The 22,203-nt window shown below is 64.7% G+C and carries 18 protein-coding genes; 14 read left to right on the top strand and 4 right to left on the bottom strand.

The annotated features are described in order from the left end of the window. The first annotated feature begins 216 nt into the window (after nucleotides 1–216). The 7 genes from ACFOSU_RS05835 to ACFOSU_RS05805 all read left to right on the top strand — a co-directional run bounded on the left by ACFOSU_RS05835 (nucleotide 217) and on the right by ACFOSU_RS05805 (nucleotide 8,877). Entirely contained in the window at nucleotides 217–1,782 is a 1,566-nt protein-coding gene (locus tag ACFOSU_RS05835) for a benzoate-CoA ligase family protein (protein WP_380687424.1), read from the top strand. Next, complete coding sequence (locus tag ACFOSU_RS05830) at nucleotides 1,779–2,582, top strand: alpha/beta fold hydrolase (protein WP_380687422.1); 804 nt, start codon at nucleotides 1,779–1,781, stop codon at nucleotides 2,580–2,582. Before ACFOSU_RS05835 ends, ACFOSU_RS05830 begins: the two co-directional genes overlap by 4 nt. Before the next feature lie 187 nt (nucleotides 2,583–2,769). Continuing rightward, entirely contained in the window at nucleotides 2,770–3,246 is a 477-nt protein-coding gene (locus ACFOSU_RS05825; RefSeq protein ID WP_380687419.1) for a DUF309 domain-containing protein, read from the top strand. A gap of 117 nt (nucleotides 3,247–3,363) precedes the next feature. Continuing rightward, entirely contained in the window at nucleotides 3,364–5,052 is a 1,689-nt protein-coding gene (boxC, locus tag ACFOSU_RS05820) for a 2,3-epoxybenzoyl-CoA dihydrolase (RefSeq protein ID WP_380687416.1), read from the top strand. A 14-nt stretch (nucleotides 5,053–5,066) separates the two neighbouring features. Next, nucleotides 5,067–6,527 (top strand): benzoyl-CoA 2,3-epoxidase subunit BoxB, encoded by a 1,461-nt coding sequence (gene boxB / locus ACFOSU_RS05815; RefSeq protein WP_380687414.1) that lies wholly within the window; start codon nucleotides 5,067–5,069, stop codon nucleotides 6,525–6,527. 32 nt (nucleotides 6,528–6,559) lie between these two features. Then, nucleotides 6,560–7,801 (top strand): benzoyl-CoA 2,3-epoxidase subunit BoxA, encoded by a 1,242-nt coding sequence (gene boxA, locus ACFOSU_RS05810; protein ID WP_380687411.1) that lies wholly within the window; start codon nucleotides 6,560–6,562, stop codon nucleotides 7,799–7,801. 182 nt (nucleotides 7,802–7,983) lie between these two features. Continuing rightward, nucleotides 7,984–8,877: a helix-turn-helix transcriptional regulator gene (locus tag ACFOSU_RS05805; protein WP_380687409.1), complete on the top strand. Its 894-nt coding sequence runs from the start codon at nucleotides 7,984–7,986 to the stop codon at nucleotides 8,875–8,877. A gap of 192 nt (nucleotides 8,878–9,069) precedes the next feature. Here the strand turns inward: ACFOSU_RS05805 and ACFOSU_RS05800 are convergent, their stop codons facing one another. Further along, entirely contained in the window at nucleotides 9,070–9,936 is an 867-nt protein-coding gene (locus tag ACFOSU_RS05800) for an SDR family oxidoreductase (RefSeq protein WP_380687407.1), read from the bottom strand. A 455-nt stretch (nucleotides 9,937–10,391) separates the two neighbouring features. On the opposite strand from ACFOSU_RS05800, the gene ACFOSU_RS05795 reads away from it, so the two are divergent. The 7 genes from ACFOSU_RS05795 to ACFOSU_RS05765 all read left to right on the top strand — a co-directional run bounded on the left by ACFOSU_RS05795 (nucleotide 10,392) and on the right by ACFOSU_RS05765 (nucleotide 17,144). Beyond that, a complete protein-coding gene (locus ACFOSU_RS05795) occupies nucleotides 10,392–11,591 on the top strand; it encodes a pyridoxal-phosphate-dependent aminotransferase family protein (protein WP_380687405.1) in 1,200 nt (399 codons plus the stop codon). Nucleotides 11,592–11,725: 134 nt separating this feature from the next. Next, nucleotides 11,726–12,718, top strand: coding sequence for a TRAP transporter substrate-binding protein (locus tag ACFOSU_RS05790; RefSeq protein ID WP_380687403.1), 993 nt, complete (start codon nucleotides 11,726–11,728; stop codon nucleotides 12,716–12,718). A gap of 87 nt (nucleotides 12,719–12,805) precedes the next feature. Continuing rightward, on the top strand, nucleotides 12,806–13,390 hold the full coding sequence (locus ACFOSU_RS05785; RefSeq protein WP_380687401.1) for a TRAP transporter small permease: 585 nt from the start codon (nucleotides 12,806–12,808) through the stop codon (nucleotides 13,388–13,390). Nucleotides 13,391–13,392: 2 nt separating this feature from the next. Next, a complete protein-coding gene (locus ACFOSU_RS05780; RefSeq protein WP_380687399.1) occupies nucleotides 13,393–14,679 on the top strand; it encodes a TRAP transporter large permease in 1,287 nt (428 codons plus the stop codon). Between the two features lie 25 nt (nucleotides 14,680–14,704). Next, entirely contained in the window at nucleotides 14,705–15,490 is a 786-nt protein-coding gene (locus ACFOSU_RS05775; RefSeq protein ID WP_380687397.1) for an enoyl-CoA hydratase, read from the top strand. A 22-nt stretch (nucleotides 15,491–15,512) separates the two neighbouring features. Then, complete coding sequence (locus tag ACFOSU_RS05770) at nucleotides 15,513–16,703, top strand: CaiB/BaiF CoA transferase family protein (RefSeq protein ID WP_380687395.1); 1,191 nt, start codon at nucleotides 15,513–15,515, stop codon at nucleotides 16,701–16,703. 33 nt (nucleotides 16,704–16,736) lie between these two features. Further along, nucleotides 16,737–17,144 carry a GlcG/HbpS family heme-binding protein gene (locus ACFOSU_RS05765; RefSeq protein WP_380687393.1) on the top strand — a complete coding sequence of 136 codons (408 nt, stop codon included), beginning with the start codon at nucleotides 16,737–16,739 and terminating at the stop codon, nucleotides 17,142–17,144. Nucleotides 17,145–17,169: 25 nt separating this feature from the next. Here the strand turns inward: ACFOSU_RS05765 and ACFOSU_RS05760 are convergent, their stop codons facing one another. The 3 genes from ACFOSU_RS05760 to ACFOSU_RS05750 all read right to left on the bottom strand — a co-directional run bounded on the left by ACFOSU_RS05760 (nucleotide 17,170) and on the right by ACFOSU_RS05750 (nucleotide 22,086). Further along, on the bottom strand, nucleotides 17,170–18,288 hold the full coding sequence (locus ACFOSU_RS05760) for a DSD1 family PLP-dependent enzyme (RefSeq protein ID WP_380687390.1): 1,119 nt from the start codon (nucleotides 18,286–18,288) through the stop codon (nucleotides 17,170–17,172). Nucleotides 18,289–18,328: 40 nt separating this feature from the next. Then, nucleotides 18,329–19,042, bottom strand: coding sequence for a GntR family transcriptional regulator (locus ACFOSU_RS05755; RefSeq protein WP_380687387.1), 714 nt, complete (start codon nucleotides 19,040–19,042; stop codon nucleotides 18,329–18,331). Nucleotides 19,043–19,116: 74 nt separating this feature from the next. Next, nucleotides 19,117–22,086, bottom strand: coding sequence for an FAD-binding and (Fe-S)-binding domain-containing protein (locus ACFOSU_RS05750; protein WP_380687385.1), 2,970 nt, complete (start codon nucleotides 22,084–22,086; stop codon nucleotides 19,117–19,119). Between the last annotated feature and the right edge of the window lie 117 nt (nucleotides 22,087–22,203).

The raw sequence follows: 22,203 nt of genomic DNA, 5'->3' as shown, positions 1-22,203 counted from the left end.
CGTGCGCGAGTTTTATAGTGCAGTGTCGCTCACGTTCTGTTTGCACTGAAGACCGGCTTCAAAGATTTGTAGGACGGTGGCGCAGGAACGCCTGACAGCAGGCGGCGTCGGTTGCTGGGCCGGTGCGGATCCGTCTTGTGCGAAGACATCTGTGGCGGGTAGTCGGCGGAATGCGTAACGCCACAGAATAAAAAACGAAGACCCGAGGAGAAGAAGATGCCAGAGCTGGGCCCGGGCGTGTATGCGCCCCGCGACTTCAATGCCGCAGTCGCCTTCATCGACCGCCACGTGCAGGAGGGTCGCGGCGAGCGGGTGGCGGTGATCGATGATTACGGCGCGACGACCTATGCCGGGTTGCTCGAACAGGTCAATTGCGCCGGCAACGCCCTGCGCGGGCTGGGGCTGCGGCAGGAGTCGCGGGTGGCGATGATCATGCAGGACAGCGTGCTGTTTCCGGCGGTGTTCTGGGGTGCGATCAAGGCGGGCATCATCCCGATTCCGCTCAACACCTTGCTGCATACCCATGACTACAGCAGCATTCTGGCCGACAGTCGGGCCCAGGTCGTGATCGTCAGCGAGTCCTTGCTGACCGAAGTACGCCCGGCTCTGGCGGGCCAGCGATGTCTGGACACCCTGGTCGTGGACGGCACGCCGGGCGCCGGCGAGCATACCCTCTCGGATCTGATGGCGGCGGCCGAACCGGCGCTGGAGGCGGCGCCCACCACCGCGGACGATGTCGCCTTCTGGCTGTATTCCTCGGGCTCGACCGGCACGCCCAAGGGCGTCCTGCATCTGCATCGCCATCTGGGCGCGACCGCCGAGTTGTATGCGCGCGGTGTACTTGGTATCGAGCCCGACGACGTGATCTTCTCGGCGGCGAAGCTGTTCTTCGCCTACGGGCTGGGCAACGGCATGACCTTTCCGTTTGCGGTGGGGGCGACCGCGGTCTATCTGGCCGGTCGCCCGACCCCGGAGGCGGTCATGGACGTGATGCGCCGCCAGCAGCCCACCATCTACGGCGGGGTGCCGACCCTGTATGCGGCGATCCTCGCCGACGAGGCCAATAGTCGCGACACCGGCTCACAGCGGCTGCGACGCTGCCTGTCCGCCGGCGAGGCCTTGCCGCGCGAAGTGGGCGAGCGCTGGCAGGCCCGTTTCGGCGCCGAGATACTGGACGGGGTGGGATCCACCGAGATGCTGCACATCTTTCTGAGCAATCGCCCCGGGGCAGTGCGCTACGGCACCTCGGGCGAGCCGGTGCCCGGTTATCAGGTCCGGCTGGCGGACGAGCAGGGCCACGACGTGGCGGTGAACGAGGTGGGTGAGCTGCTGGTCAACGGCCCGTCTGCCTGCATGGCGTACTGGAACCGGCGCGACAAGAGCCTGGATACCTTCGAGGGCCGCTGGACGCGCACCGGCGACAAGTATTATCGCGACGACGACGGCTACTACCATTACTGCGGGCGTACCGACGACATGTTCAAGGTCAGCGGCCAGTGGGTGTCGCCGTTCGAGGTCGAGTCGGCCCTGATCGGTCACGATCAGGTACTGGAAGCCGCGGTCGTGCCCTGTGAAACCGACGACGAACTGATCAAGCCCAAGGCTTTCGTTGTGCTCAAGCAGGGCGGCCACGGCGATGCGCAGCTGGTCGAGGATCTGCAGCATTTCGTCAAGGACCGGATCACGCCGGTCAAGTACCCGCGCTGGATCGAGTTCATCGACGAACTGCCGAAAACCGCCACCGGCAAGATACAACGCTTCAAGCTCAGAGCACGCACATGATCCGGAATTTCGAACTCCAGGCCGACGGGCATCGGCTGGAAGCACGCTGGCTGGGTCCCGGGCCGGCGGATGCGCCGACGCTGGTGTTTCTCCACGAGGGGCTGGGTTGCCTCGCCCTGTGGAAGGATTTTCCGCAGCGCATGGTCGAGGCCACCGGCTGCGGCGCGCTGGTCTACAGCCGTGCCGGCTACGGGCGTTCGGATGCGGTGACGCTGCCGCGGCCGTTGACCTATATGCACCACGAGGCCCAGGCGGTGCTGCCCGCGGTGCTGGATGCCGCCGGCGTGCAGCAAGCCATCCTTGTAGGTCACAGCGATGGCGGTTCGATCGCCCTGATCAATGCCGGCAGCGTGCCGGATCCACGCGTGCAGGCCCTGATCCTGATGGCGCCACATGTCTTCAACGAGCCGATCTGCGTAGCGGCGATCGAACAGGCGCGCGCGGCCTATCTCGAAGGCGGGCTGCGCGACGGTCTGGCGCGGCACCACCACAATAACGTCGATAACGCGTTCTGGGGCTGGAACGATGCCTGGCTGGACCCGGGGTTTCTGGATTGGAATCTGGAAGTGTTTCTGCCCGGCGTGGCGATACCCACGCTGTTGCTGCAGGGCGGCCAGGACGCCTACGGCACGGCGGCCCAGATTGAGGCGATCGAAGCGCAGGTGGCGGGGCCGGTGGAAAGCGTCTGGCCCGATCCCTGCGGACACGCGGCCTATCGCGACCAGCCGGAGACGGTGATCGCGGCCAGTTGTGGCTTTCTCCGCCGGCATGGCCTCTTGGCTGTCGAAGCCGATAGCTGATGAGCGACGGGTGTAATACGGGTCAGGGGAGAAGTCGTCGCGGCCTGCCGACCTGTCGCCGCAGGCGATAGGGCGGGGCGACGACATGCGCCGCGAGCAGCCCCGGTTCCGCGCCAACGGCCCTGACCAACCCCTTCTGCAAGACAGTCTCAGATGTGGCGCGCAGGCGTCTGCGCCCGGCTTCGCCGTGCGTTATTCGGCGCGTGCTCTGCCCGCCTATCGTTTTCTGCCCGGTCGCGATCCTCATCCCACGGCCGATCCGCGTGGCCACAGCGTGGACAGCGCGCCATGGTTCGAGATCGGCGGCTGCGCACCCGCGGACTGGGCCGACTGTGCGCCCTATCTCTACGGTGTGGACTGCTTCAATCACGGCTTCTGGTGGGAATCCCACGAAGCCTGGGAGCCGCTGTGGCGAGGGCTGGATAGCGAGTCGGTCCAGGGCCATTACGTCCAGGGCCTGATCCAGGCGGCCAATGCGCTGCTCAAGCGCCGTATGGGCCGGCCCTCGGCGGTAGCGCGCCTGCGCCGGGAAACCCGCCGTCATCTCGAATGGGTGTCGGTTGCGCGCTATATGGGGCTTGAGGTGGTCGCGTGGCGCGCAGGCATCGATCACTGTCTGGCTCAACCGGGGGCAGGTTTTCCCGGGATCTATCTCAAGGCGTAATGAAATATAAATCATTATTGGATTGACCGGGCATTATAGTTCATGCAGTATAGTTCCTAACAAGCGCAGCTGCTGTTCTGACTGCGTGACCTGGAGGAGCCAATGAACGCGAGCGTCATGCCTGAAAACAGGGAATCATCGAGCACCCCGGTGGATTTCCAGACTCGCCCCGATCGCTATCGCCACTGGACACTGGCGTTCGACGGCGAGATTGCCCACCTGAGCATGGACGTGGACGAGGCGGGCGGTCTTTTTCCCGGCTACGAGCTCAAGCTCAATTCCTACGACCTGGGCGTGGATATCGAGCTCTACGACGCCATCCAGCGCCTGCGCTTCGAGCACCCCGAGGTAAAGACGGTGGTCATGGCTTCGGCGAAGGAGCGCATGTTCTGTGCCGGCGCCAATATCCGCATGCTCGGCAGTTCGTCGCACGCGCTCAAGGTGAATTTCTGCAAGTTCACCAACGAGACGCGCAACAGCATCGAGGACGCGAGCGACAATTCGCGGCAACGCTATCTCTGTGCCATCAACGGCATGGCGGCGGGCGGCGGCTACGAACTGGCCCTGTGTACCGACCATATCCTGATGGCCGACGACGGCAACGCGGCCGTTGCCCTGCCGGAAGTGCCGCTGCTGGCAGTGCTGCCGGGCACCGGCGGGCTCACCCGTGTGACCGACAAGCGGCATGTGCGCCGCGATCTGGCCGACGTGTTCTGCACGCTTGAAGAGGGCGTCAAGGGCAAGCGCGCGCAGGACTGGGGGCTGGTTGACGAACTGGTGCCGGCGTCGAAGATGCAGGCCGCTATCGACAGCCGTGCTCGCGAGATGGCATCGACCTCGGATCGGCCCGGCGAATCGGCGACCGGCGTGGAACTCAAGCTGCTCGAACGCAGCTTTGCCGACGACCGGATCGAATACGAGCACGTCGTCGCTACGCTCGACCGCGCCGCCGGTAGCGCCGAGATCACGATCAAGGCCGTGGCCGAGGAAACGCCGGCCACCATCGACGAGATCGAAAAACAGGGCGCCGGCTTCTGGGTGCTGGCCCTGGCACGCGAGCTCGACGATCTGCTGTTGCACCTGCGCGTCAATGAACTCGAGCTCGGCTCACTGATCTTTCGCTGCGAAGGCGATCCGGACCGGGTCGCTGCCTACGACGACCTGCTGGCCGAGCACGCCGACCATTGGCTCGTCCGCGAAATCGGCCTGTACTGGAAACGGGTGATGAAGCGTATCGATCTGACCTCGCGCAGCCTGTTTGCGCTGGTCACGCCCGGCAGCTGCTATGTCGGTTTTCTCGCCGAGATCCTGTTCGCCGTGGACCGCAGCTACATGCTCGACGGCATCTTCGAGGAAGAACAGGTCGAGCAGACGCCGGCGGTGATACGTCTGACCGAAGCCAACTTCGGTGCCTATCCGATGAGCAATGCGCTGTCGCGGATCGCCACGCGCTTCTACGGCCACGACGACCACGTCGCCGAGGCTCGAGAACAGATGGGCCAGGATCTCGACGCGGCCACCGCGCTGGAGCTGGGGCTGGTGACCTTCGCGCCCGACGATATCGATTGGGAAGACGAGCTGCGGCTGGCCCTCGAAGAGCGGCGTGCCTACTCGCCGGATGCGTTGGTCGGTATGGAGGCGAACCTGCGCTTCGCCGGCCCGGAAACGATGGAGACCCGGATCTTCGGGCGCCTGACCGCCTGGCAGAACTGGATCTTCCAGCGCCCCAATGCCGCCGGCGACCACGGCGCGCTCAAGCTGTACGGCAGCGGTCGGCGCGCGGATTACGACAAGACACGAGTGTGAACGGAGAGTTGAAGATGGATCACAATACGATTGATTACGATGCCGTAGATTACGACACCAAGATTCCCAACAACGTCAATCTGGCCGGCGATCGGCGCCTGCAGCGGGCGCTGGAGAAATGGCATCCCGGGTTCATCGACTGGTGGCTGGGCAGCGGCCCTGAAGGTTTTCAGGATAACGAGGTTTATCTGCGCACCGCGGTCGGCGTGGACCCGAAGGGCTGGGCCCAGTTCGGCTATGTGAACATGCCCGAGTACCGCTGGGGCGTGCTGCTGGCGCCGGCCGAGGAAGGCCGCACCATTCCCTGTGGCGACGCCGCCGGCGAGCCGGCCTGGCAGGAAGTACCGGGCGAACATCGCGCGACCCTGCGCCGCCTGATCACCATCCAGGGCGACACCGAGCCGGCCTCGGTCGAACAGCAGCGCCTGCTCGGCCAGACCGCGCCCTCGCTCTATGACCTGCGCAACCTGTTTCAGGTCAACGTCGAGGAAGGCCGGCATCTGTGGGCGATGGTCTATCTGCTGCAGGCCTACTTCGGCCGCGACGGCCGCGAGGAAGCGGAGGCGTTGCTCAAGCGTCGTTCAGGCGAAGAGGACGCGCCCCGGATTCTGGGCGCCTTCAACGAAGAGACGCCGGACTGGCTGGCGTTCTTCATGTTCACCTTCTTCACCGATCGCGACGGCAAGTTCCAACTCGAATCCCTCGCCCAGAGCGGCTTCGATCCGTTGTCGCGGACCTGCCGCTTCATGCTCACCGAGGAAGCCCACCACATGTTCGTGGGCGAGGACGGGGTCAAACGCACCATCCAGCGCACCGTCGAGGCCATGAGCGAGGCCGGAATCGCCGATCCGAACGACGTCGACGCGGTGCGCGCGCTTGGCGTGATCGATCTGCCGCTGATCCAGCGCTACGTGAATTTCCATTTCACCGTGAGCGAGGATCTGTTCGGCTCGGAAAGCTCGACCAACGCGGCGAATGCGTTTACCTCGGGTATCAAGGGCCGCTACAAGGAAGCGGATATCGACGACGACCACAGACTCACGAGCGACACCTATCCGGTGCTAGAGCGGGTCGGTGACGGCTTCGAGTACGTCGAGCGCCCGGCCCTGCACGCGCTCAACGCGCGCTTGCGCGACGACTACATCAAGGAATGCGCATCCGGCATCAAACGCTGGAACAAGATCATCAGCAAGGCCGGGGTCGACTTCGAGCTGACCCTGCCGCATATGGCGTTCCGTCGCCAGGTCGGCCAGTTCGCGGATCTTTTCGTTACCCCCGAAGGCCGGATCGTCGACGAGGCCGAGTGGAAGGCGAACGAGTTGCACTGGCTTCCGAGCGAGGACGACTACACCTTCGTGTCGTCGCTGATGAAGCCCTGCTACGAGCCCGGCCAGTTCGCCCAATGGATCGCGCCCGCGAAGGTGCCGATCGACAAGAAACCGGGCGACTTCGAGTTCGTCAAGATCGAGAGCTGATTGCGCCTGCCGCACCGGCCCCGGAGCCTGCCATGAGTCTGCAACGCCAACATCTGATCGATCCGGAAATCTGTATTCGCTGCAATACCTGCGAGGAGACCTGTCCGATCGATGCGGTCACGCATACCGAAGACAACTACATCGTGGATGTCGACAAATGCAATCTGTGCATGGACTGCATCAGCCCCTGTCCGACCGGCGCGATCGACAACTGGCGAACCGTGCTCACGCCCTACACCCTGGAAGAGCAGGGCGAATGGGACGAGTTGCCAGAGCAGGAGGCGCATGACGAGGAGACCGACGACGTCCAGCCGTCGGCCGCCGCTGCGGCAACGTCGGACGACGCCGAACAGGACACCGCCGAAAGTCGTGATCTGTTGACCGCGGCCCACGGCGGCCAGGCCCGGCTGGTCGCACCGGCGTCGGCGGCCCATGCCTACGTCAACGTCTATTCACGGCGCGAACCGGCGCTGGCGCGGGTCACCGGCAATTATCGCCTGACCGACGGCGCCACCGATTCGGACACCCGGCATATCGTGCTGGATTTCGGCAAGCAGGCGTTTCCGGTGATCGAGGGTCAGAGCATTGGTGTGCTGCCACCGGGCGAGGACGAACGCGGCAAACCGCATCGCATGCGCCTGTACACCGTATCCAGCCCGCGCGACGGCGAGCGTCCCAACTACAACAACGTGGCCCTTACGGTTAAACGCGAGTTCGGCGAGGGCGACAGCGCGGCCCAGCGTGGCGTGGCCTCGAACTATCTCTGCGATCTGGCGCGCGGTGACGAAGTCCGCGTAGTGGGGCCGTTCGGCGATACCTTCGTCATGCCCAACGACCCTCAGGCCCATATCGTCATGATCTGTACCGGCACCGGTTCGGCGCCGTTTCGGGCCATGACCGAGCGCCGGCGCCGCCATATGGCCGATGTGCCGGGCCGCCTGATGCTGTTCTTCGGCGCGCGCCGGCCCGAGGAGCTGCCTTATCTCGGGCCGCTGCGAAAATTGCCTGCCGGATTCATCGACGTCGAGTTCGCCTACTCGCGGGTGCCCGACCAGCCCAGGGAATATGTGCAGGATCGCATGCGTGCCCGCGCCGACGATCTGGCGGCCTTGCTCGAAGACGACAACACGCATGTGTTCATCTGCGGGCTCAAGGGCATGGAGCAGGGGGTGGCCGACGCCTTTGCCGAGATCGCACTGGCCAACGGTCATGACTGGGACGCGTTGTATACGCGCATGTGCGCCAGCGGTCGCTACCACTTCGAGACCTACTGAAGAGTCTGATATCGTTCCCCGGTCGTGGTCGCGCCGGTTGTAGATCGGGCGCGTGCGGTGATCAGGTATCGGGGCGTGATTTCGAACCCCCATCCGCAGCAAGCCATGCGCAGGCTGTGACCGCGTAGCGCGGGGCCATCCCGCCACACTATTTCTCGATGCAACCAAGACAGGTTCTGCCCGTGGCTGACGACGCCGATTCGGATATCAAACCCTATCTGGACTACCTCAGCGAGCGGATTCGCGGCCTGCGCGCCGGTCGCGGGATGACGCGTCGGCATCTGTCCGAGCACTCCGATATTTCCGAACGCTATCTCGCCCAGCTCGAGGCCGGCAAGGCGAACCCGTCGGTGACCCTGCTCTGGCGGATTGCCGCGGCACTCGGGGTCGATTTTCAGCATCTGCTTGCCCGTACATCGGAGACGCCGGCCATCGTGCCGGAGCTGTTGACGCTGCTGCACAGGTTGCCTGCGCGCGATCAGCAGGCAGTCTATGAATTGCTCGAGACGCGCTTCGACGGCCGTCGACAGGAGCAGGAGGGCATCGCCTTGATCGGCTTGCGCGGTGCCGGCAAGACGACCCTCGGTCGCGCCCTGGCGGCCCGGCTGGGCTTGCCGTTCGTGCGCCTCACCGAACGCATCGAGGCGCTGGGCGGCATGGAGATCGGCGAGCTGGTGTCACTTGGCGGACAGAGCGCGTTCCGGCGGTTGGAGCGCCAGGCGCTGGAAGACGCCATCGATTCCAGCGAGCGCATCGTGCTCGAGGTCGGCGGCAGCCTGGTGTCCGAACCGGATACCTTCAATCTGCTGCGTGGTGCCTTCTGCACCGTGTGGCTACGGGCCTTGCCCCAAGAGCATATGGACCGGGTGATCAGGCAGGGGGATACGCGCCCGATGGAAGGCAACACCCAGGCCATGGCCGATCTGCGGCGTATTCTGGCCGAGCGCGAGAGCGAGTACGGCAAAGCCGACTTCAGCCTGGACACCAGCCGCCACGCATTCGACGACTGTCTCGATCAGCTGATCGGCATTGCCGTCGATGCTCTGGGCATTGAAACCGGCAGAACCAACGCGTAATCAAACGTATATCGTCCTTACGGTATGAAACCGCGAGGACGACCCAAGGGCAGAGCGAGCGCCTCTCTCTTTAGGCGACCCTATTGCTGAAGTGCCCGCAGCGCGCTGCGGGGATTCGTGACCAGGCGCTCCCGGTGGGTCTGGGCCGACTGCGGCTGCTCCGTTAGCAACAATGAACGACCGGCGTGCCGATCAATCCACGCGATTGCCCATCGAGCCGGGCGGCGGCGGCACGTCGTCCGGAACGAAAAAATCGGGCCAGAGGTCCTGGCTCGAATCGACCGCGTACTGATCGAAATCCGTGACCCCGTGTTCGTGCAACAGCACGTCGTCCAGGCAGAAATGACCGGTGAAGTCGCGGCTGTTCTTGTTCAGGATGATGTATGCGGCGTCGGCGACGATTTCCGGCGTGCGGCAGTGCGCCATCATCTCTTCGCCGCCGATGAGATTGATCGCCGCAGTGGCGATGCCGGTGCGCGGCCATAGCGCATTGAAGGCGATGCCGTCGTCGGCGAACTCCTCGGCCATGCCGAGCACGCACAGGCTCATGCCGTACTTGGCGATCGAATAGGCGACATGCGGGCCGAACCATTTCGGCTTCATGTCCAGCGGCGGCGAGAGCATGAGTACATGCGGGTTGTCGGACTTCTTCAGGTACGGGATGCATTTCTGGCTGACCAGATAGCTGCCGCGCGCGTTGACCTGGTTCATCAGGTCGTAGCGCTTCATCGGCGTTTCCAGGGTGCCCGTCAGCGAGATCGCGCTGGCGTTGTTGATACAGATATCGATGCCGCCGAAATGCTCGGCCGCCTGGGTGACCGCGGCCTCGACCTGATCCTCCTCGCGGATATCGCAGACGATCGGCAATGCCTTGCCGCCGGCGGCCTCGATCGCTTCGGCCGCGGTATGGATGGTGCCCGGCAGTTTCGGATGCGGGGTGTCGGTCTTGGCGGCGATGGCGATATTGGCGCCGTCGGCAGCGGCACGCAGGGCGATCGCCAGGCCGATGCCGCGGGAAGCGCCGGTAATGAAAAGGGTTTTGTCCTGCAGCGTTGTCACGTTCCTGACCTCGAGTCCGGTGTTTCTTGCGGTGCTCGACCTTAGCCTACGTCGGACGCCCAGTCAGCTTTGGCGAGGACGCTCGCCGCATCGGGCGCAGCACTACAGTGGTCGTATTCGCCCAAAGTCGTAGGCTGAATTCTCGGAAATTCCTTGAATGAATTCATTATTCTAAAATAAAAATGCATATAATCAATAAGATACTGATTTAGAGGCGGGCGGCGCTCTTCGCAAATAAAATTGCATTCATTATTTAGTTGGCCTAGTCTCGGTTAAAACAAGCGGCCGGGCCGGCCGGCAGCGGGTCGATGCAACGGGTGGCATGAGTGACTGTCCGGCGGTGTCGAGTCCGCATCACCGGCGACGGCATGGCAGGACGACGAGTGTCGCGACCGGGCCCAAGGGCCGACCAACGGTCGCGGATCCCGAACAACCGCGGTTTTGAGGAGCGTTACGTGAGCTACAAGAGCGGCCGTCATTTTCTACAGATTCCCGGGCCGACCAACGTTCCGGATCGCGTACTGCACGCGATGTCCTATCCGACCATCGATCACCGGGGGCCGGACTTCAAGGCGCTGGGCGCCGAAGTCCTCGAAGGCATCAGACCGGTGTTCGGTACTACCAATCCCGTGATTATCTTCCCATCGTCGGGCACCGGCGCGTGGGAGGCGGCGCTGGTGAACACCTTGTCGCCGGGCGACCGTGTGCTGATGTTCGAGACGGGTCATTTCGCCACGCTCTGGCGCAACATGGCGCAGCGTCTGGGTTTCGACCCGGAGCTCGTCGACAGCGACTGGCGCCACGGCGTGGATCCGGCCGCAATCGAAAAGCGTCTCGTGGCGGATACCGGCCATCAGATCAAGGCCGTAGCCGTCGTCCACAACGAGACGTCGACGGGCGTGACCAGCAGGATCGCACAGATCCGTGAGGCGATCGACCGCGCGAATCATCCGGCGCTGCTGTTGGTGGACACCATTTCGTCGCTCGGCTCGATTCGCTACGAGCACGATGCCTGGGGCGTGGATGTCACCGTCGCGGGCTCCCAGAAAGGCCTTATGCTGCCGCCGGGGCTCGGTTTCAACGCGGTCTCCGACAAGGCGCTGGCCGCCGCGCGCGATGCCGCGCAGCCGCGTTCCTACTGGGACTGGGAAGAGATGATGGGCCCCAACGAGTCCGGATTCTTTCCCTATACGCCCGCCACCAATCTGCTCTATGGCCTGCGTGAAGCGATCAACATGCTCAACGAGGAAGGCCTCGACAACGTCTTCGCGCGCCATGACCGCCACGCCGAGGCCACGCGCCGCGCGGTGCGGGCCTGGGGCTTCGACATCGTCTGCGAGAATCCCGAAGAATATTCCAGCGCGCTCACCGCGGTGCTGGTGCCCGACGACGTCGATCCCGACGCGCTTCGGCGCCTGATCCTGGAGGATTTCGACATGTCGCTGGGCGCCGGATTGTCGAAGCTCGCCGGGCGCGCGTTTCGCATCGGCCACCTGGGGGATTTCAACGACCTCACCCTGGCGGGCACGCTCAGCGGTGTCGAGATGGGTCTGCAGCGCGCCGGCGTGGCCTATCAGCCGGGCGGTGTGCAGGCGGCGCTGGATTATCTGGCCGCCCCCGAGGCGGCGAGGGCTCAATCACGGGCGGCCCGCTGACGGGACGTCAGGAAACGGTCCAGTTCGGCGGGTCCATACGGGGCTCGGGACCAGGACGGTCGATCGGTTGGTAAAAAACAGAAAAACGGCCGATCGACCGACGCCGGACAAGGCAAAAACAAAAGGAGGAGATCATGTTCAAGAAGACAGTGACAATGCTGCTCGCGATGGCAGTGGTCGGTGTGGGCAGCCTGTCCGCACAGGGTGTGGAAGCCGCTGAAGTCATCAAGTTCGGCCATGTCGGCCAGCCCGGCTCGCTCATGGACAAGACCGCGACCGAGTTCGCCAAGCGTGCCAACGAGAAGCTCGGCGACGAGGCCGAGGTCCGGGTCTATGGCTCCAGCCAGCTGGGTGGCGATACGCAGATGCTGCGCAAGCTCAAGCTCGGCACCATCGATATCTCGTTGCCGTCGACGGTGATGAGCTCGGTGGCGCCGCCGTTTGCGCTTTTCGAAATGCCGTTCCTGGTCAAGGATCGTGAGCACATGGCCCGCATTCGCGACGACAAGCTCATTCGCGGCAAGCTCGACGATGCGGCCGCATCCCAGAACTACAAGATTCTCGGCATCTGGGAAAACGGTTTCCGCAACATCACCAACAACAAGCGTCCGATCAAGACGCCGGACGACCTGAAGGGCATCAAGCTGCGCACCCCCAACGGCGTATGGCGCGTGCGCATGTTCAAGTCCTACGGCGCCAACCCCACCCCGATGCCGTATTCGGAAACCTTCGTTGGCTTGCAGACCGGCGCGGTCGACGGTCAGGAAAACCCGCTGGCCCAGATCTATCCGGCGCGCTTCTACGAAGTGCAGAAATATCTGTCGATGTCGCACCACGTCTATACGCCGGCCTATGTGCTCACGGGTGCCAGCTGGAATCGCCTGTCGGATCATGTGAAGCAGGTGCTTGAGCAGACGGCCCAGGAGATGCAGCCGGTCGCGTTGAAGTACGGCGCGCAACTGGACGAGGACCTGCTGGCCAAGCTCAAGGACGAGGGCATGGAGGTCAACGACATCGACCATCAGGCCTTTATCGACGCCTCCAAACCGATCTACAAGTCGTTCGAGGACGAGGTCGACGGTGGCAAGCAGATGGTCGAGGAAGTGCAGAGCCTCAGCAAGCAATAGGGCGTGCTATAGACGGCGGACAGTGCCGGTGCATCCGGCGCTGTCCGCACTCCTCCGGACAGCGATTCCTCTTCAGGAGAACTCCCCGTGAACACACTTGCGGCCATCCGCGCGGGCCTGGACAAAGTGCTGGAAGCGATCGTCGTGCTGCTTATGCTGGCGCTGGCGCTCGTTATCATCATCGGTTTCACGTCGCGTCTGCTTGACGCCCCCTTGTCCTGGACCGGCGAAGTCGCGTCCACCGGCCTGGCCTGGCTGACCTACTACGGCGGGGCGCTGGCTGCCAGCAAGGGCGCGCACATCACCTGCCCGAACATCGTCAACATGCTGCCGCCGGCGGTTCGCGTGCCGGTGGCGCTCGTCGCCGAGGCGTTCACCATCGCGTTCTTCGTGGTGCTGGCCTGGACCGGGCTCAAGGTCGTGGTGATTCTCCAGGGCAGTTCGCTGGTCAGTCTGCCGTTCGTGTCGCAGCAGCTCACCCAGTCGGTAATCCCGATCGCCTCCTGCCTGTTCATCATCGCCGAATTGCTGCGCCTGCCGGAAATGCTGGCCCAGGCACGGGGCGCGGGTTTCCAGGGCGACCACGAGCTTGAAGACGAGATGCCACAGGCCGCCGAGGTCATCGAACAGAATCGCGTCGACGCGCGCCAAGATCCGTTGCGGGGGCGCTAGCGATGGCCATCACTCTCATGCTGCTGGGGCTGCTGGCCCTCATTCTCATCAACGTGCCGATCGGCGTAGCGCTGGCCATCGTCGGCGCGACCGGCACCTATCTGAGCTACGGTGCCTCGTCGTTGCCGAACGTGGCGCTGACCATGTACGACGGCGCCACCAGCTTTCCGCTGCTCGCCATTCCGCTGTTCGTGCTGGCCGGTGCGATCATGAACGCCTCCAGCATCGCGCGCCGGCTGATCGATCTGGCCTCGGCCATGGTCGGCTTCATTCGCGGCGGTCTGGCCCTGGTCACGATCGGGTCGTCGATCTTCTTTGCCGAAATATCGGGTTCGGCGGTCGCCGGTGTGGCGGCGCTGGGCAGCGTGCTGATCCCGGCGATGCGCAAGAAAGGCTATTCGCGCGAATTCTCGGCGGCGATCTCGTCGTCGGCGGCCAGTCTTGCGATCATCCTGCCGCCGTCCATTCCGATGATCCTGTATGCCGTCATGGCACAGGAGTCGGTGGTGAAGATGTTCATTGCCGGCGTGTTTCCGGGCCTGCTCGGGGCGCTCGGCCTGGCTTTCATGGCCTATTTCCTGGCACGCCGCAACAACTACCCGGTCGAGGAAAGATTTCGGGTGTCGCGCCTGGTCGAAGCGTTCAAGAACGCGTTCTGGGCACTCACCATCCCGGTGATCATTCTGGGCGGCATCTTCGGCGGTTTCGTTACCGCCACGGAAGGCGCGGGCCTGGCCGTGGTCGCCGCCCTGCTGATCAGCGGTCTGATCTATCGCGAATTGAATCTGCGCGTGCTCTACAAGGCCTGTCTTGAAGGCGGCATCCAGACGGCGGTGGTCATGCTGCTGGTGGCGAGCTCGGCGCTGGTCGGCGACTACTTCACCGAAGCACAGCTGCCGCAGCAGCTTGCCGCGGGCATCGAGAGCATCACCACCAATACCTACGCGGTATTGGCGCTGCTCAACGTCTTCTTCCTGATTCTGGGCATGTTCCTGCACTCGGCGGCGGCCATCATCCTGGTCGTGCCGATCGTCATGCCGCTGATTCATGCGGTGGGCATCGATCCGGTGCATTTCGGCCTGATCGTCACCCTGAATCTGGCCATCGGCCAGCAGACGCCGCCGGTGGCCAGCGTGCTGATCACCTCCTGTTCGATCGCCAAGGCCGATGTTTGGCGGACCAGCCGCGTCAATCTGTGGTTCATCGGCGTGCTGTTCGCACTGCTGATGATCAATACCTACGTGCCGAGCATCGCCCTGGCGCTGGTGCATCTGGTCTATGGCTACTGATAGCTCGGAAGATCGGGAGACGACGATGGACGATGAACCCCTGTTGTTCGATAAATCCGGCGCACGCGCCATCATCACCTTCAATCGTCCGGACGTGCACAACGCCATGACCTGGACGATGTACGAACGCCTCGAGGCGGCCTGCGACGCGATCGACGCCGACGACGAGATCCGCGTGGTCATCCTGCGCGGCGCCGGTGGCAAGGCGTTCGTGGCCGGCACCGATATCGCCCAGTTCCGCGACTTCGAGTCCGGCGACGACGCCGTGGCCTACGAACAGCGCATCGACCGTGTGGTCGGCCGGCTGGAACGGCTGTCGCGGCCCACCATCGCCATGCTGCAGGGCGTATGCGTGGGCGGCGGCGCGGCGCTCGCGCTGGCCTGTGATTTTCGCTATGCCGACGACAGGCTGCGTCTGGGCATTCCGATCGCCAAGACGCTCGGCAACTGTCTGTCCATGGCCAATTTCGCCCGTCTGATCGACCTGCTGGGCACGCCCAGGGCCAAGGAAGTGCTGATGCTGGCGCGCCTGCTCAAGGCCGACGAGTGCCTCGCCGCGGGTGTGGTCAACGACGTGTTCGACGCCGACGCGCTGGAAGCCGAGGTGGACGCTGTCGCCGAACGCCTGACCACCATGGCACCGCTGACGGTGAGCGCCACCAAGACCGCCATCCGGCGCATTCACGAGGCCCGGCGTATCGCCCCCGAAGAGGGCGAGGACCTGATCCGGTCCTGCTATACCAGCGACGACTTTCACGGCGCGGTGGCGGCGTTCCTGGACAAGGGTTCCTACAGCTGGCAAGGCCGCTGAATAGACACTGGAGAGGATCAAGATGAGCTTACCGCTGGAAGGGCTGCGCGTTCTCGATATGTCCCAGATCATGGCCGGGCCCTATTGCTCGATGGTGCTGGCCGACATGGGCGCCGAAGTGACCAAGGTCGAGAAGATCAACGGCGGCGACGATTCGCGCCAGATGGGGCCGTACGTCGAGGACGAGTCGACCTGCTTCATGCAGATCAACCGCAACAAGCGCAGCATCGCCCTCAATCTCAAGGACGAGGAGGCGCGAGAGTTGTTCTACGAACTGGCGCGCGAGGCCGATATCGTCGTCGAGAACTACCGCCCCGGCGTCACCCAGTCGCTCAAGGTCGATTACGAGACCCTCAAGCAGATCAATCCCGGCCTCATCTATTGCTCGATCTCCGGCTATGGCCAGACCGGGCCCTATCGCAACAAGGGCGGTTTCGATCTGGTCGCCCAGGGCAGCACCGGGCTGATGTCGATGACCGGCGAGCCCGGGCGCCGGCCGCTCAAGACCGGTGTGGCCGTCTACGATATCGGTGCCGGCATCACCGCGGTCTATACCATCCTCGCTGCCTATATCCATCGCGAGAAGACCGGCGAAGGCCAGCATCTGGATATCGCCATCGCCGAATGCGGCCTGCCCTGGTGCACCTGGGAAGCGGCCGCTTATTTCGGCGCGGGGCGCGAGCCGCAGCCCACGGGCTGGAGGCACCGGGTGTCGGCGCCGTATCAGGCGCTGGCGACCCGCGACGGTTATCTCATGCTCGGCTGCGCCAACCAGCGAACCTGGGAGCGCTTCTGCAACGATGTCATCGACAGGCCCGAGTGGATCGAGGACGCGCGATTCGTCACCAACACCGACCGCGGTCGCAACGTCGAGGTGCTGGAAGGCCTCATCGAGGAGATATTCGTCGCCGAGGACACCGACTACTGGCGCCAGCGCTGTGACGCGGCCGGCGTGCCGGCCGGGCCGATCAACACCTTCTCGCAGGCGCTGTCCGATCCGCACTACGTCGAGCGCGGCATGGTGCAGGAATTCGATCACCCCACGGCGGGCACCGTGAAGACGCTGGGTTTTGCCAGCAAGTTCTCGGCCACGCCGCAGCAGATCCGCCGGCCCAGCCCGCTGCTGGGCGAACATACCGAGGAAGTGCTTAACGACATGGGCATCGACGCCGAACGCCTGGCGTCGCTGCGTGCCCGCGGAGCCGTGGCCTAGGCCGCGCCGCGGCTGCCACAGCGGGGCAAGCGGATGCGCTACAAACCGGTTCTGTCGCTCGCCGACGCCGAGCAAATTCTGGACGCCGCCCGGCGCGAGGCCGACGCCAACGCTTGGGTGGTCGCCATTGCCGTCGTCGATGACGGCGGCCACCTGCTGGCGTTGCGGCGCCTCGACGGGGCGGCGCCGATGGCCAGCGCGGTCGCCCGCCACAAGGCACGAAGTGCCGCGCTCGGGCGCAAGGACACGCGTGTGTTCGAGGACATGATCAACGGCGGACGCCATGCCTATCTGTCGGTGCCGGCGCTTGCGGCGACGATGACCGGCGGCCTGCCGATCCGGGTGGACGATACCGTTGTCGGTGCGGTCGGCGTGTCGGGCGTCAAGCCCGATCAGGACGAACAGATCGCGCGTGCCGGTATCGCCGTGCTGGATCTGTGATTGCCGGCGACGCCGTGACGCGCAGCTAGAGACTCATTCCGCGTGCGGCCACCGGCCATAGCGTTTCCACGCGATCGCCGCGTATGCCCACCAGCCAGTCGTGCAGGTTCACCGTCGGGTCGCAGTGGCCCGGAATCAGCATCAGCCGGTCGCCCAGGACGAGCCGGTCGTGCGGATCACCGAGTTCGCCGTGCTCGTCCGAGGCGCCGATATATTCGATATCGTCGCGGCCGAACACAACCGGCAGGCCCGAATCGACGCTGTGCGACTTCAGGCCGGCATCGCAGATGGCCTTGTCGGCCTTGGTCTTGCTCATCACCGTCGTGTACAGGAACAGGCTGTTGCGAAAATCGTCGGTGGGGCGGCCGTCGGCCATGACGATGCGCTGATAGTCGGCGTCCATGAACACATACGAGCCGCACTGCAGTTCGTTGTAGACGCCGCTCGCCGCCTCGAGGCGATAGGTGCCGCTGCCCGCACCGCCGACGATGTCGCAGTCCAGTCCCTGGGCGGCCAGTTGCGCCACGGTGTCGCGGGTCGCCGCGATCGCGCGTTCGATAAGCGCCTCGCGGTCGCCGAAGGCGCGTACATGCTGGGCAGGGCCGTGATAGGCCTGCAGGCCGGAAAAGCGCAGATGCGGTGCCGCAGCGATGGCGCGCGCCAGCGCACAGGCCGGCGCGCCGGGGGCGACGCCGCAGCGCCCGGCACCGACGTCGATCTCGACCAGTACCTCGACGGTTGTACCGCAGTGCGCGGCCGCGGCCTCGAGCGCGGCGATATTGTCGGCATCGTCGACGCAAACGATCACCCGGGCCGTTGCCGCCAGCGCGGCCAGGCGCGCGAGCATGCGGGGATTGACCACTTCATTGGAGATCAGCACGTCGCGCACGCCGCCGCGGACCATCGTCTCGGCCTCGCTGACCTTCTGGCAGCACACCCCGACCGCGCCGGCCGCAATCTGGCGAGCGGCGATATCCGGGCTCTTGTGGCTCTTGGCGTGGGCGCGCAGGCGCACACCGTGTTCGGCCGCAACGCGGGCCATTCGCTCGATGTTGTGCTCGATCGCGTCGAGGTCGACCAGCAGACAGGGCGTGTCCACTTCGGCGAGTGGCATGCCGACCTCGGCGGGGATGTTCAGGGCCATCGGCGTATGCGTGTCGGCCGTGCTCGATTCGCGCGCACGCCTAGCTTGCGAGTTCCGTGTCATCGTCGTGGTCGTCGGCGAAAAAATCCAGCTTGTGGCTCAGGTGGCCGCGCAGGATGGCGCCCAGCCGCGCGCCGTCGCGATCCTGCAGGGCGTCGATCATCTGTTCGTGCTCATCGACCACCACGGCCCAGCGCTCCGGGGTCATTTCCGCGGAGAAACGAAACCGACGCACGCGCTCGTTGAGATTCTGATACATGTCGAACAGGACCTGGTTGCGCGCGGCCGCGACCAGCGTTTCGTGAATACGGCGATTGACGTCGAAATAGGCAGCGAGGTCGCCCTGCTGGTAGTGCTCCAGCATCTTCTGATGCAGCGCACGAATGGTCTCGATCTCCTCGGAACTGACGTGGCGGCAGGCAAGCTCGCCCGACAGGCCCTCCAGCGAACTCATCACGTCGAGCGTGTCCTCGAGCATGCGCCGGGTCAGCTTGACCACGCGTGCGCCACGGTTGGGCAGCAGTTCGACGAAGCCTTCGGATGCGAGCACCTTGAGCGCCTCGCGCAGCGGGGTGCGCGAGATGCCGAACTGCTCGCAGAGCTGCTTCTCCGGCACGCGGATGCCGGGCTCGAGCCGGCCCTCGTTGATCATGGCGCGGATGCGCTGCGCCGCTTCGCCGTAGAGAGAGCCCTGTCTGATCTTGTCCATGTCGCTCAAGTCGTTGTGATCGAACATCATCAACGCAATAGCCATGCCGCTGGCCATGCGTTCCCGGTAGTTATCGCCCGGTGACGGTAGCAGACCGGCGCCGGATGCTCCGCTACGGTCTACGCCGCAGCACGTCCTTTTAACTGACGAGCGAGCAGTACCGCGGCGTGCACGGCCCGGCGCCGTGCGCCGTCGTGGATCTGATGACGACAGCTGGTGCCGTCGGCCACCAGGTGCACATCGTCGCCGGCGGCCCGCGCCGCCGGCAGCACGCCGAGCTCCCCGATGGCCATCGAGGTATCGTAGTGTTCGGCCTGATAGCCGAAGGCGCCCGCCATGCCGCAGCAGGTCGAGTTGATGGTTTCCACCTCCAGTTCCGGGATCAGGCGCAGGGTCTTTTCGACGCTGGAGAACACGCCGAAGGCCTTCTGGTGGCAATGTCCGTGCACGAGCGCCCTCTGGCCGGGCATGGGCGTCAATTCCAGCTGCAGGCGCTGCGCGTCGTGTTCGCGCTGGATGAATTCCTCGAACAGCAGCGCGTTGGCGGCCAGTTCCTCGGCCGGCTTGCCGGGTAGCAGCGAGCGAAACTCGTCGCGCATGGTCAGCAGGCAGGACGGTTCGAGGCCGACCACGGGTACACCGCGGGCCACGTAGGGGGCGACCGCGCGCAGCGTGCGCTGGGCTTCATCGCGGGCCTTGTCGGTATCGCCGACCGCCAGATAGGTGCGCCCGCAGCACAGTGGCCGGCCGCCGTCCTCGGGGCTGGCGATATGCACCTGATAGCCGGCCGCGCTGAGCACCTTGGCCGCCGCGCGCAGGTTGTCCGGCTCCTGCCAGCGGCTGAAGGTATCCGCGAACAGCACCACTTCGCCCACCCGGGCAGTGCCCGTCGAGGCGCGCTCACGAAACGGTTTCGCATGCCAGACCGGCAGCGGCCGACGCGCGGAAAAACCGGTGATCTTCTCGCTGAGTTTCGCCAGCCCCGGAATCCGGTCGCGCAGGTTGAGCAGCCAGCCCAGCCAGGCGATCTTCGGTGCGTAGCGGGGCAGCTCGGCGATGAGCTTGTCGCGCAGGCTGCGGCCGTGGCGCTTGTGGTAATGATGCAGGAATTCCACCTTCATCTTGGCCATGTCCACGCCGGTCGGGCATTCGCGCTTGCAGCCCTTGCAGCTCACGCATTGCGACAACGTGTCGTACATTTCAGGTGAGGTGAACGCGTCGTCACCGAGCTGGCCGCTCAGTGCCAGACGCAGCGAGTTGGCACGCCCACGGGTGACGTGTTGCTCGTCCCGGGTTGCGCGGTAGGAGGGGCACATGACCGCGGCGTCGAACTTGCGGCAGGCGCCGTTGTTGTTGCACATCTCCACCGCGCCGGCGAAGCCGCCGTGGGCCGACCAGTCGAGCGTCGCCTTCAGCGGGATGATCCTGTAGTCCGGCTTGAAACGCATCAGCCGGGTATCGTCCATGCGCAGCGGGTCGGTGATCTTGTGCGGATTGAACAGACCGTTCGGGTCAAAGCCGTGCTTGATCTCGCCGAAAGCCTCGACCAGGCGCGTGCCGAACATCGCCTCGTGGAACTCCGAGCGCGAGATGCCGTCGCCGTGTTCGCCTGAATGCGAGCCCTTGTACTCGCGCACCATGGCAAAGGCTTCCTCGGCGATCGCCCGCATTTTCGGGGCGCCGGCCGGGTCCTTGAGGTTGATGATCGGGCGCACATGCAGACAGCCTTCCGAGGCGTGGGCATACCAGGTGCCCTCGGTGCCGTGTTTGTGAAAGACCTCGGTCAGCCGCTCGGTATAGTCCGGCAAGTCGTCGAGCGGCACCGCGCAGTCCTCGATGAACGATACCGGTTTGCCGTCGCCCTTCATCGACATCATGATGTTGAGCCCGGCCTTGCGCACGCCCCACATTTCCTGCTGCTGGGCCGGCGTGAGCGCCTCGACCACGCCGTCGGGATAGCCCAGATCCGCCATCAGCTCGCCCAGACGTCTGAGATGGCCGACCTGTTCATCGTAGTTGTCGCCGGCGAACTCGACCAGCAATACCGCCTGCGGCTGGCCGCGGATATAGCGCTCCATCACCGGCCGGAAAATATCGATCTCGCGGCCCAGCTCGATGAGCGTGGCATCCACCAATTCGGCCGCCGCGGGCTTGAGCGCCACGATCGGCTTGGCCGCTTCCATGGCCTTGCGGAAGGTCGGGAAATGACAGATGCCCAGAACCTTGTGGGTCACGGTCGGCTGCAGGTCGATCTTGATGCTCTGGAAGAAGGCGAGCGTGCCTTCCGAGCCGATCAGCAGCTTGGCCAGATTCGGATGCCGGCCCGGAATATTGGCGGCGAGTTCGTTGAGGTTGTAGCCGCCGACCCGCCGGTTGACGTCCGGAAAATAGCGCGCCAGTTCGTCGGCTTCGCGGGCGTGCAGCGCCGTCATCTGCTGGGCCAGTGCGCGGTAGGCGGGGCTGGCCGCGGCCAGGGCGGCCTCATCGTCGAGCCGGCCGAAGTGGTGGGCGCTGCCGTCGGCCAGCACCGCATCGAGGGCGCGCACGTTGTGCACCATGTTGCCGTAGCGCAGGCTGCGCGTGCCGCAGCTGTTGTTGCCAGCCATGCCGCCGAGCGTGGCCTGGGCGCTGGTCGAGACATCCACCGGATACATCAGGCCGTGTGGCTTGAGGTGCGCGTTCAGGTGATCGAGCACCAGCCCCGGTTCGACCACGGCGATACGGTTCTCGGTATCCAGCGAGACCACATTGTTCAGATACTTGCTGGTATCGATGACCACCGCCTCGTTGACGGTCTGGCCGTTCTGCGAGGTGCCGCCGCCGCGCGGCAACACGCACACACCGGCGTCACGTGCGATCGCGAGCGTCTTGTGGACATCGTCCTGGGTGCGCGGCACCACCACGCCGAGCGGGCGAATCTGGTAGATCGAGGCGTCGGTGCTGTAGCGCCCGCGCGAGAAATCGTCGAACAGCACATCGCCTTCGAGTTCGGTGCGCAGCCGGCGGGCCAGCCGGCTGTCGGTGGCGTCCGCGGGGCCCGCGCCTGTGGGCGCGGCATGTGCCTGTCGGGCCAGCGTTTCATGTCCCATGAGCGGCTTTCCAGTTGCTATATTTTCCTTCCTATTTTGAATTATGCATTCAATTTGGCTTGCCCACAATGCGGCACGCGTCCCTTGTCGACGCCCGCAAAAAAGCCGTTCTTTACA

Origin of the sequence: Salinisphaera aquimarina (assembly GCF_042643355.1) — a bacterium.
Lineage (GTDB): Bacteria > Pseudomonadota > Gammaproteobacteria > Nevskiales > Salinisphaeraceae > Salinisphaera > Salinisphaera aquimarina.
Note: the sequence above shows the minus strand (reverse complement) of the source record. Positions and strands in the feature narration are given on the sequence as shown.

Excerpts from the sequence above, each read along its gene's own strand:
- ACFOSU_RS05760 (WP_380687390.1), bottom strand. The coding sequence starts at position 18,288 with ATGGCCCTGAACATCCCCGCCGAGGTCGGCATGCCACTCGCCGAAGTG.
- ACFOSU_RS05780 (WP_380687399.1), top strand. The coding sequence starts at position 13,393 with ATGGCCATCACTCTCATGCTGCTGGGGCTGCTGGCCCTCATTCTCATC.
- ACFOSU_RS05755 (WP_380687387.1), bottom strand. The coding sequence starts at position 19,042 with ATGGCTATTGCGTTGATGATGTTCGATCACAACGACTTGAGCGACATG.
- ACFOSU_RS05750 (WP_380687385.1), bottom strand. The coding sequence starts at position 22,086 with ATGGGACATGAAACGCTGGCCCGACAGGCACATGCCGCGCCCACAGGC.
- ACFOSU_RS05765 (WP_380687393.1), top strand. The coding sequence starts at position 16,737 with ATGCGCTACAAACCGGTTCTGTCGCTCGCCGACGCCGAGCAAATTCTG.
- ACFOSU_RS05830 (WP_380687422.1), top strand. The coding sequence starts at position 1,779 with ATGATCCGGAATTTCGAACTCCAGGCCGACGGGCATCGGCTGGAAGCA.
- ACFOSU_RS05770 (WP_380687395.1), top strand. The coding sequence starts at position 15,513 with ATGAGCTTACCGCTGGAAGGGCTGCGCGTTCTCGATATGTCCCAGATC.
- boxA (WP_380687411.1), top strand. The coding sequence starts at position 6,560 with ATGAGTCTGCAACGCCAACATCTGATCGATCCGGAAATCTGTATTCGC.
- ACFOSU_RS05775 (WP_380687397.1), top strand. The coding sequence starts at position 14,705 with ATGGACGATGAACCCCTGTTGTTCGATAAATCCGGCGCACGCGCCATC.
- ACFOSU_RS05835 (WP_380687424.1), top strand. The coding sequence starts at position 217 with ATGCCAGAGCTGGGCCCGGGCGTGTATGCGCCCCGCGACTTCAATGCC.
- boxB (WP_380687414.1), top strand. The coding sequence starts at position 5,067 with ATGGATCACAATACGATTGATTACGATGCCGTAGATTACGACACCAAG.
- ACFOSU_RS05790 (WP_380687403.1), top strand. The coding sequence starts at position 11,726 with ATGTTCAAGAAGACAGTGACAATGCTGCTCGCGATGGCAGTGGTCGGT.
- boxC (WP_380687416.1), top strand. The coding sequence starts at position 3,364 with ATGCCTGAAAACAGGGAATCATCGAGCACCCCGGTGGATTTCCAGACT.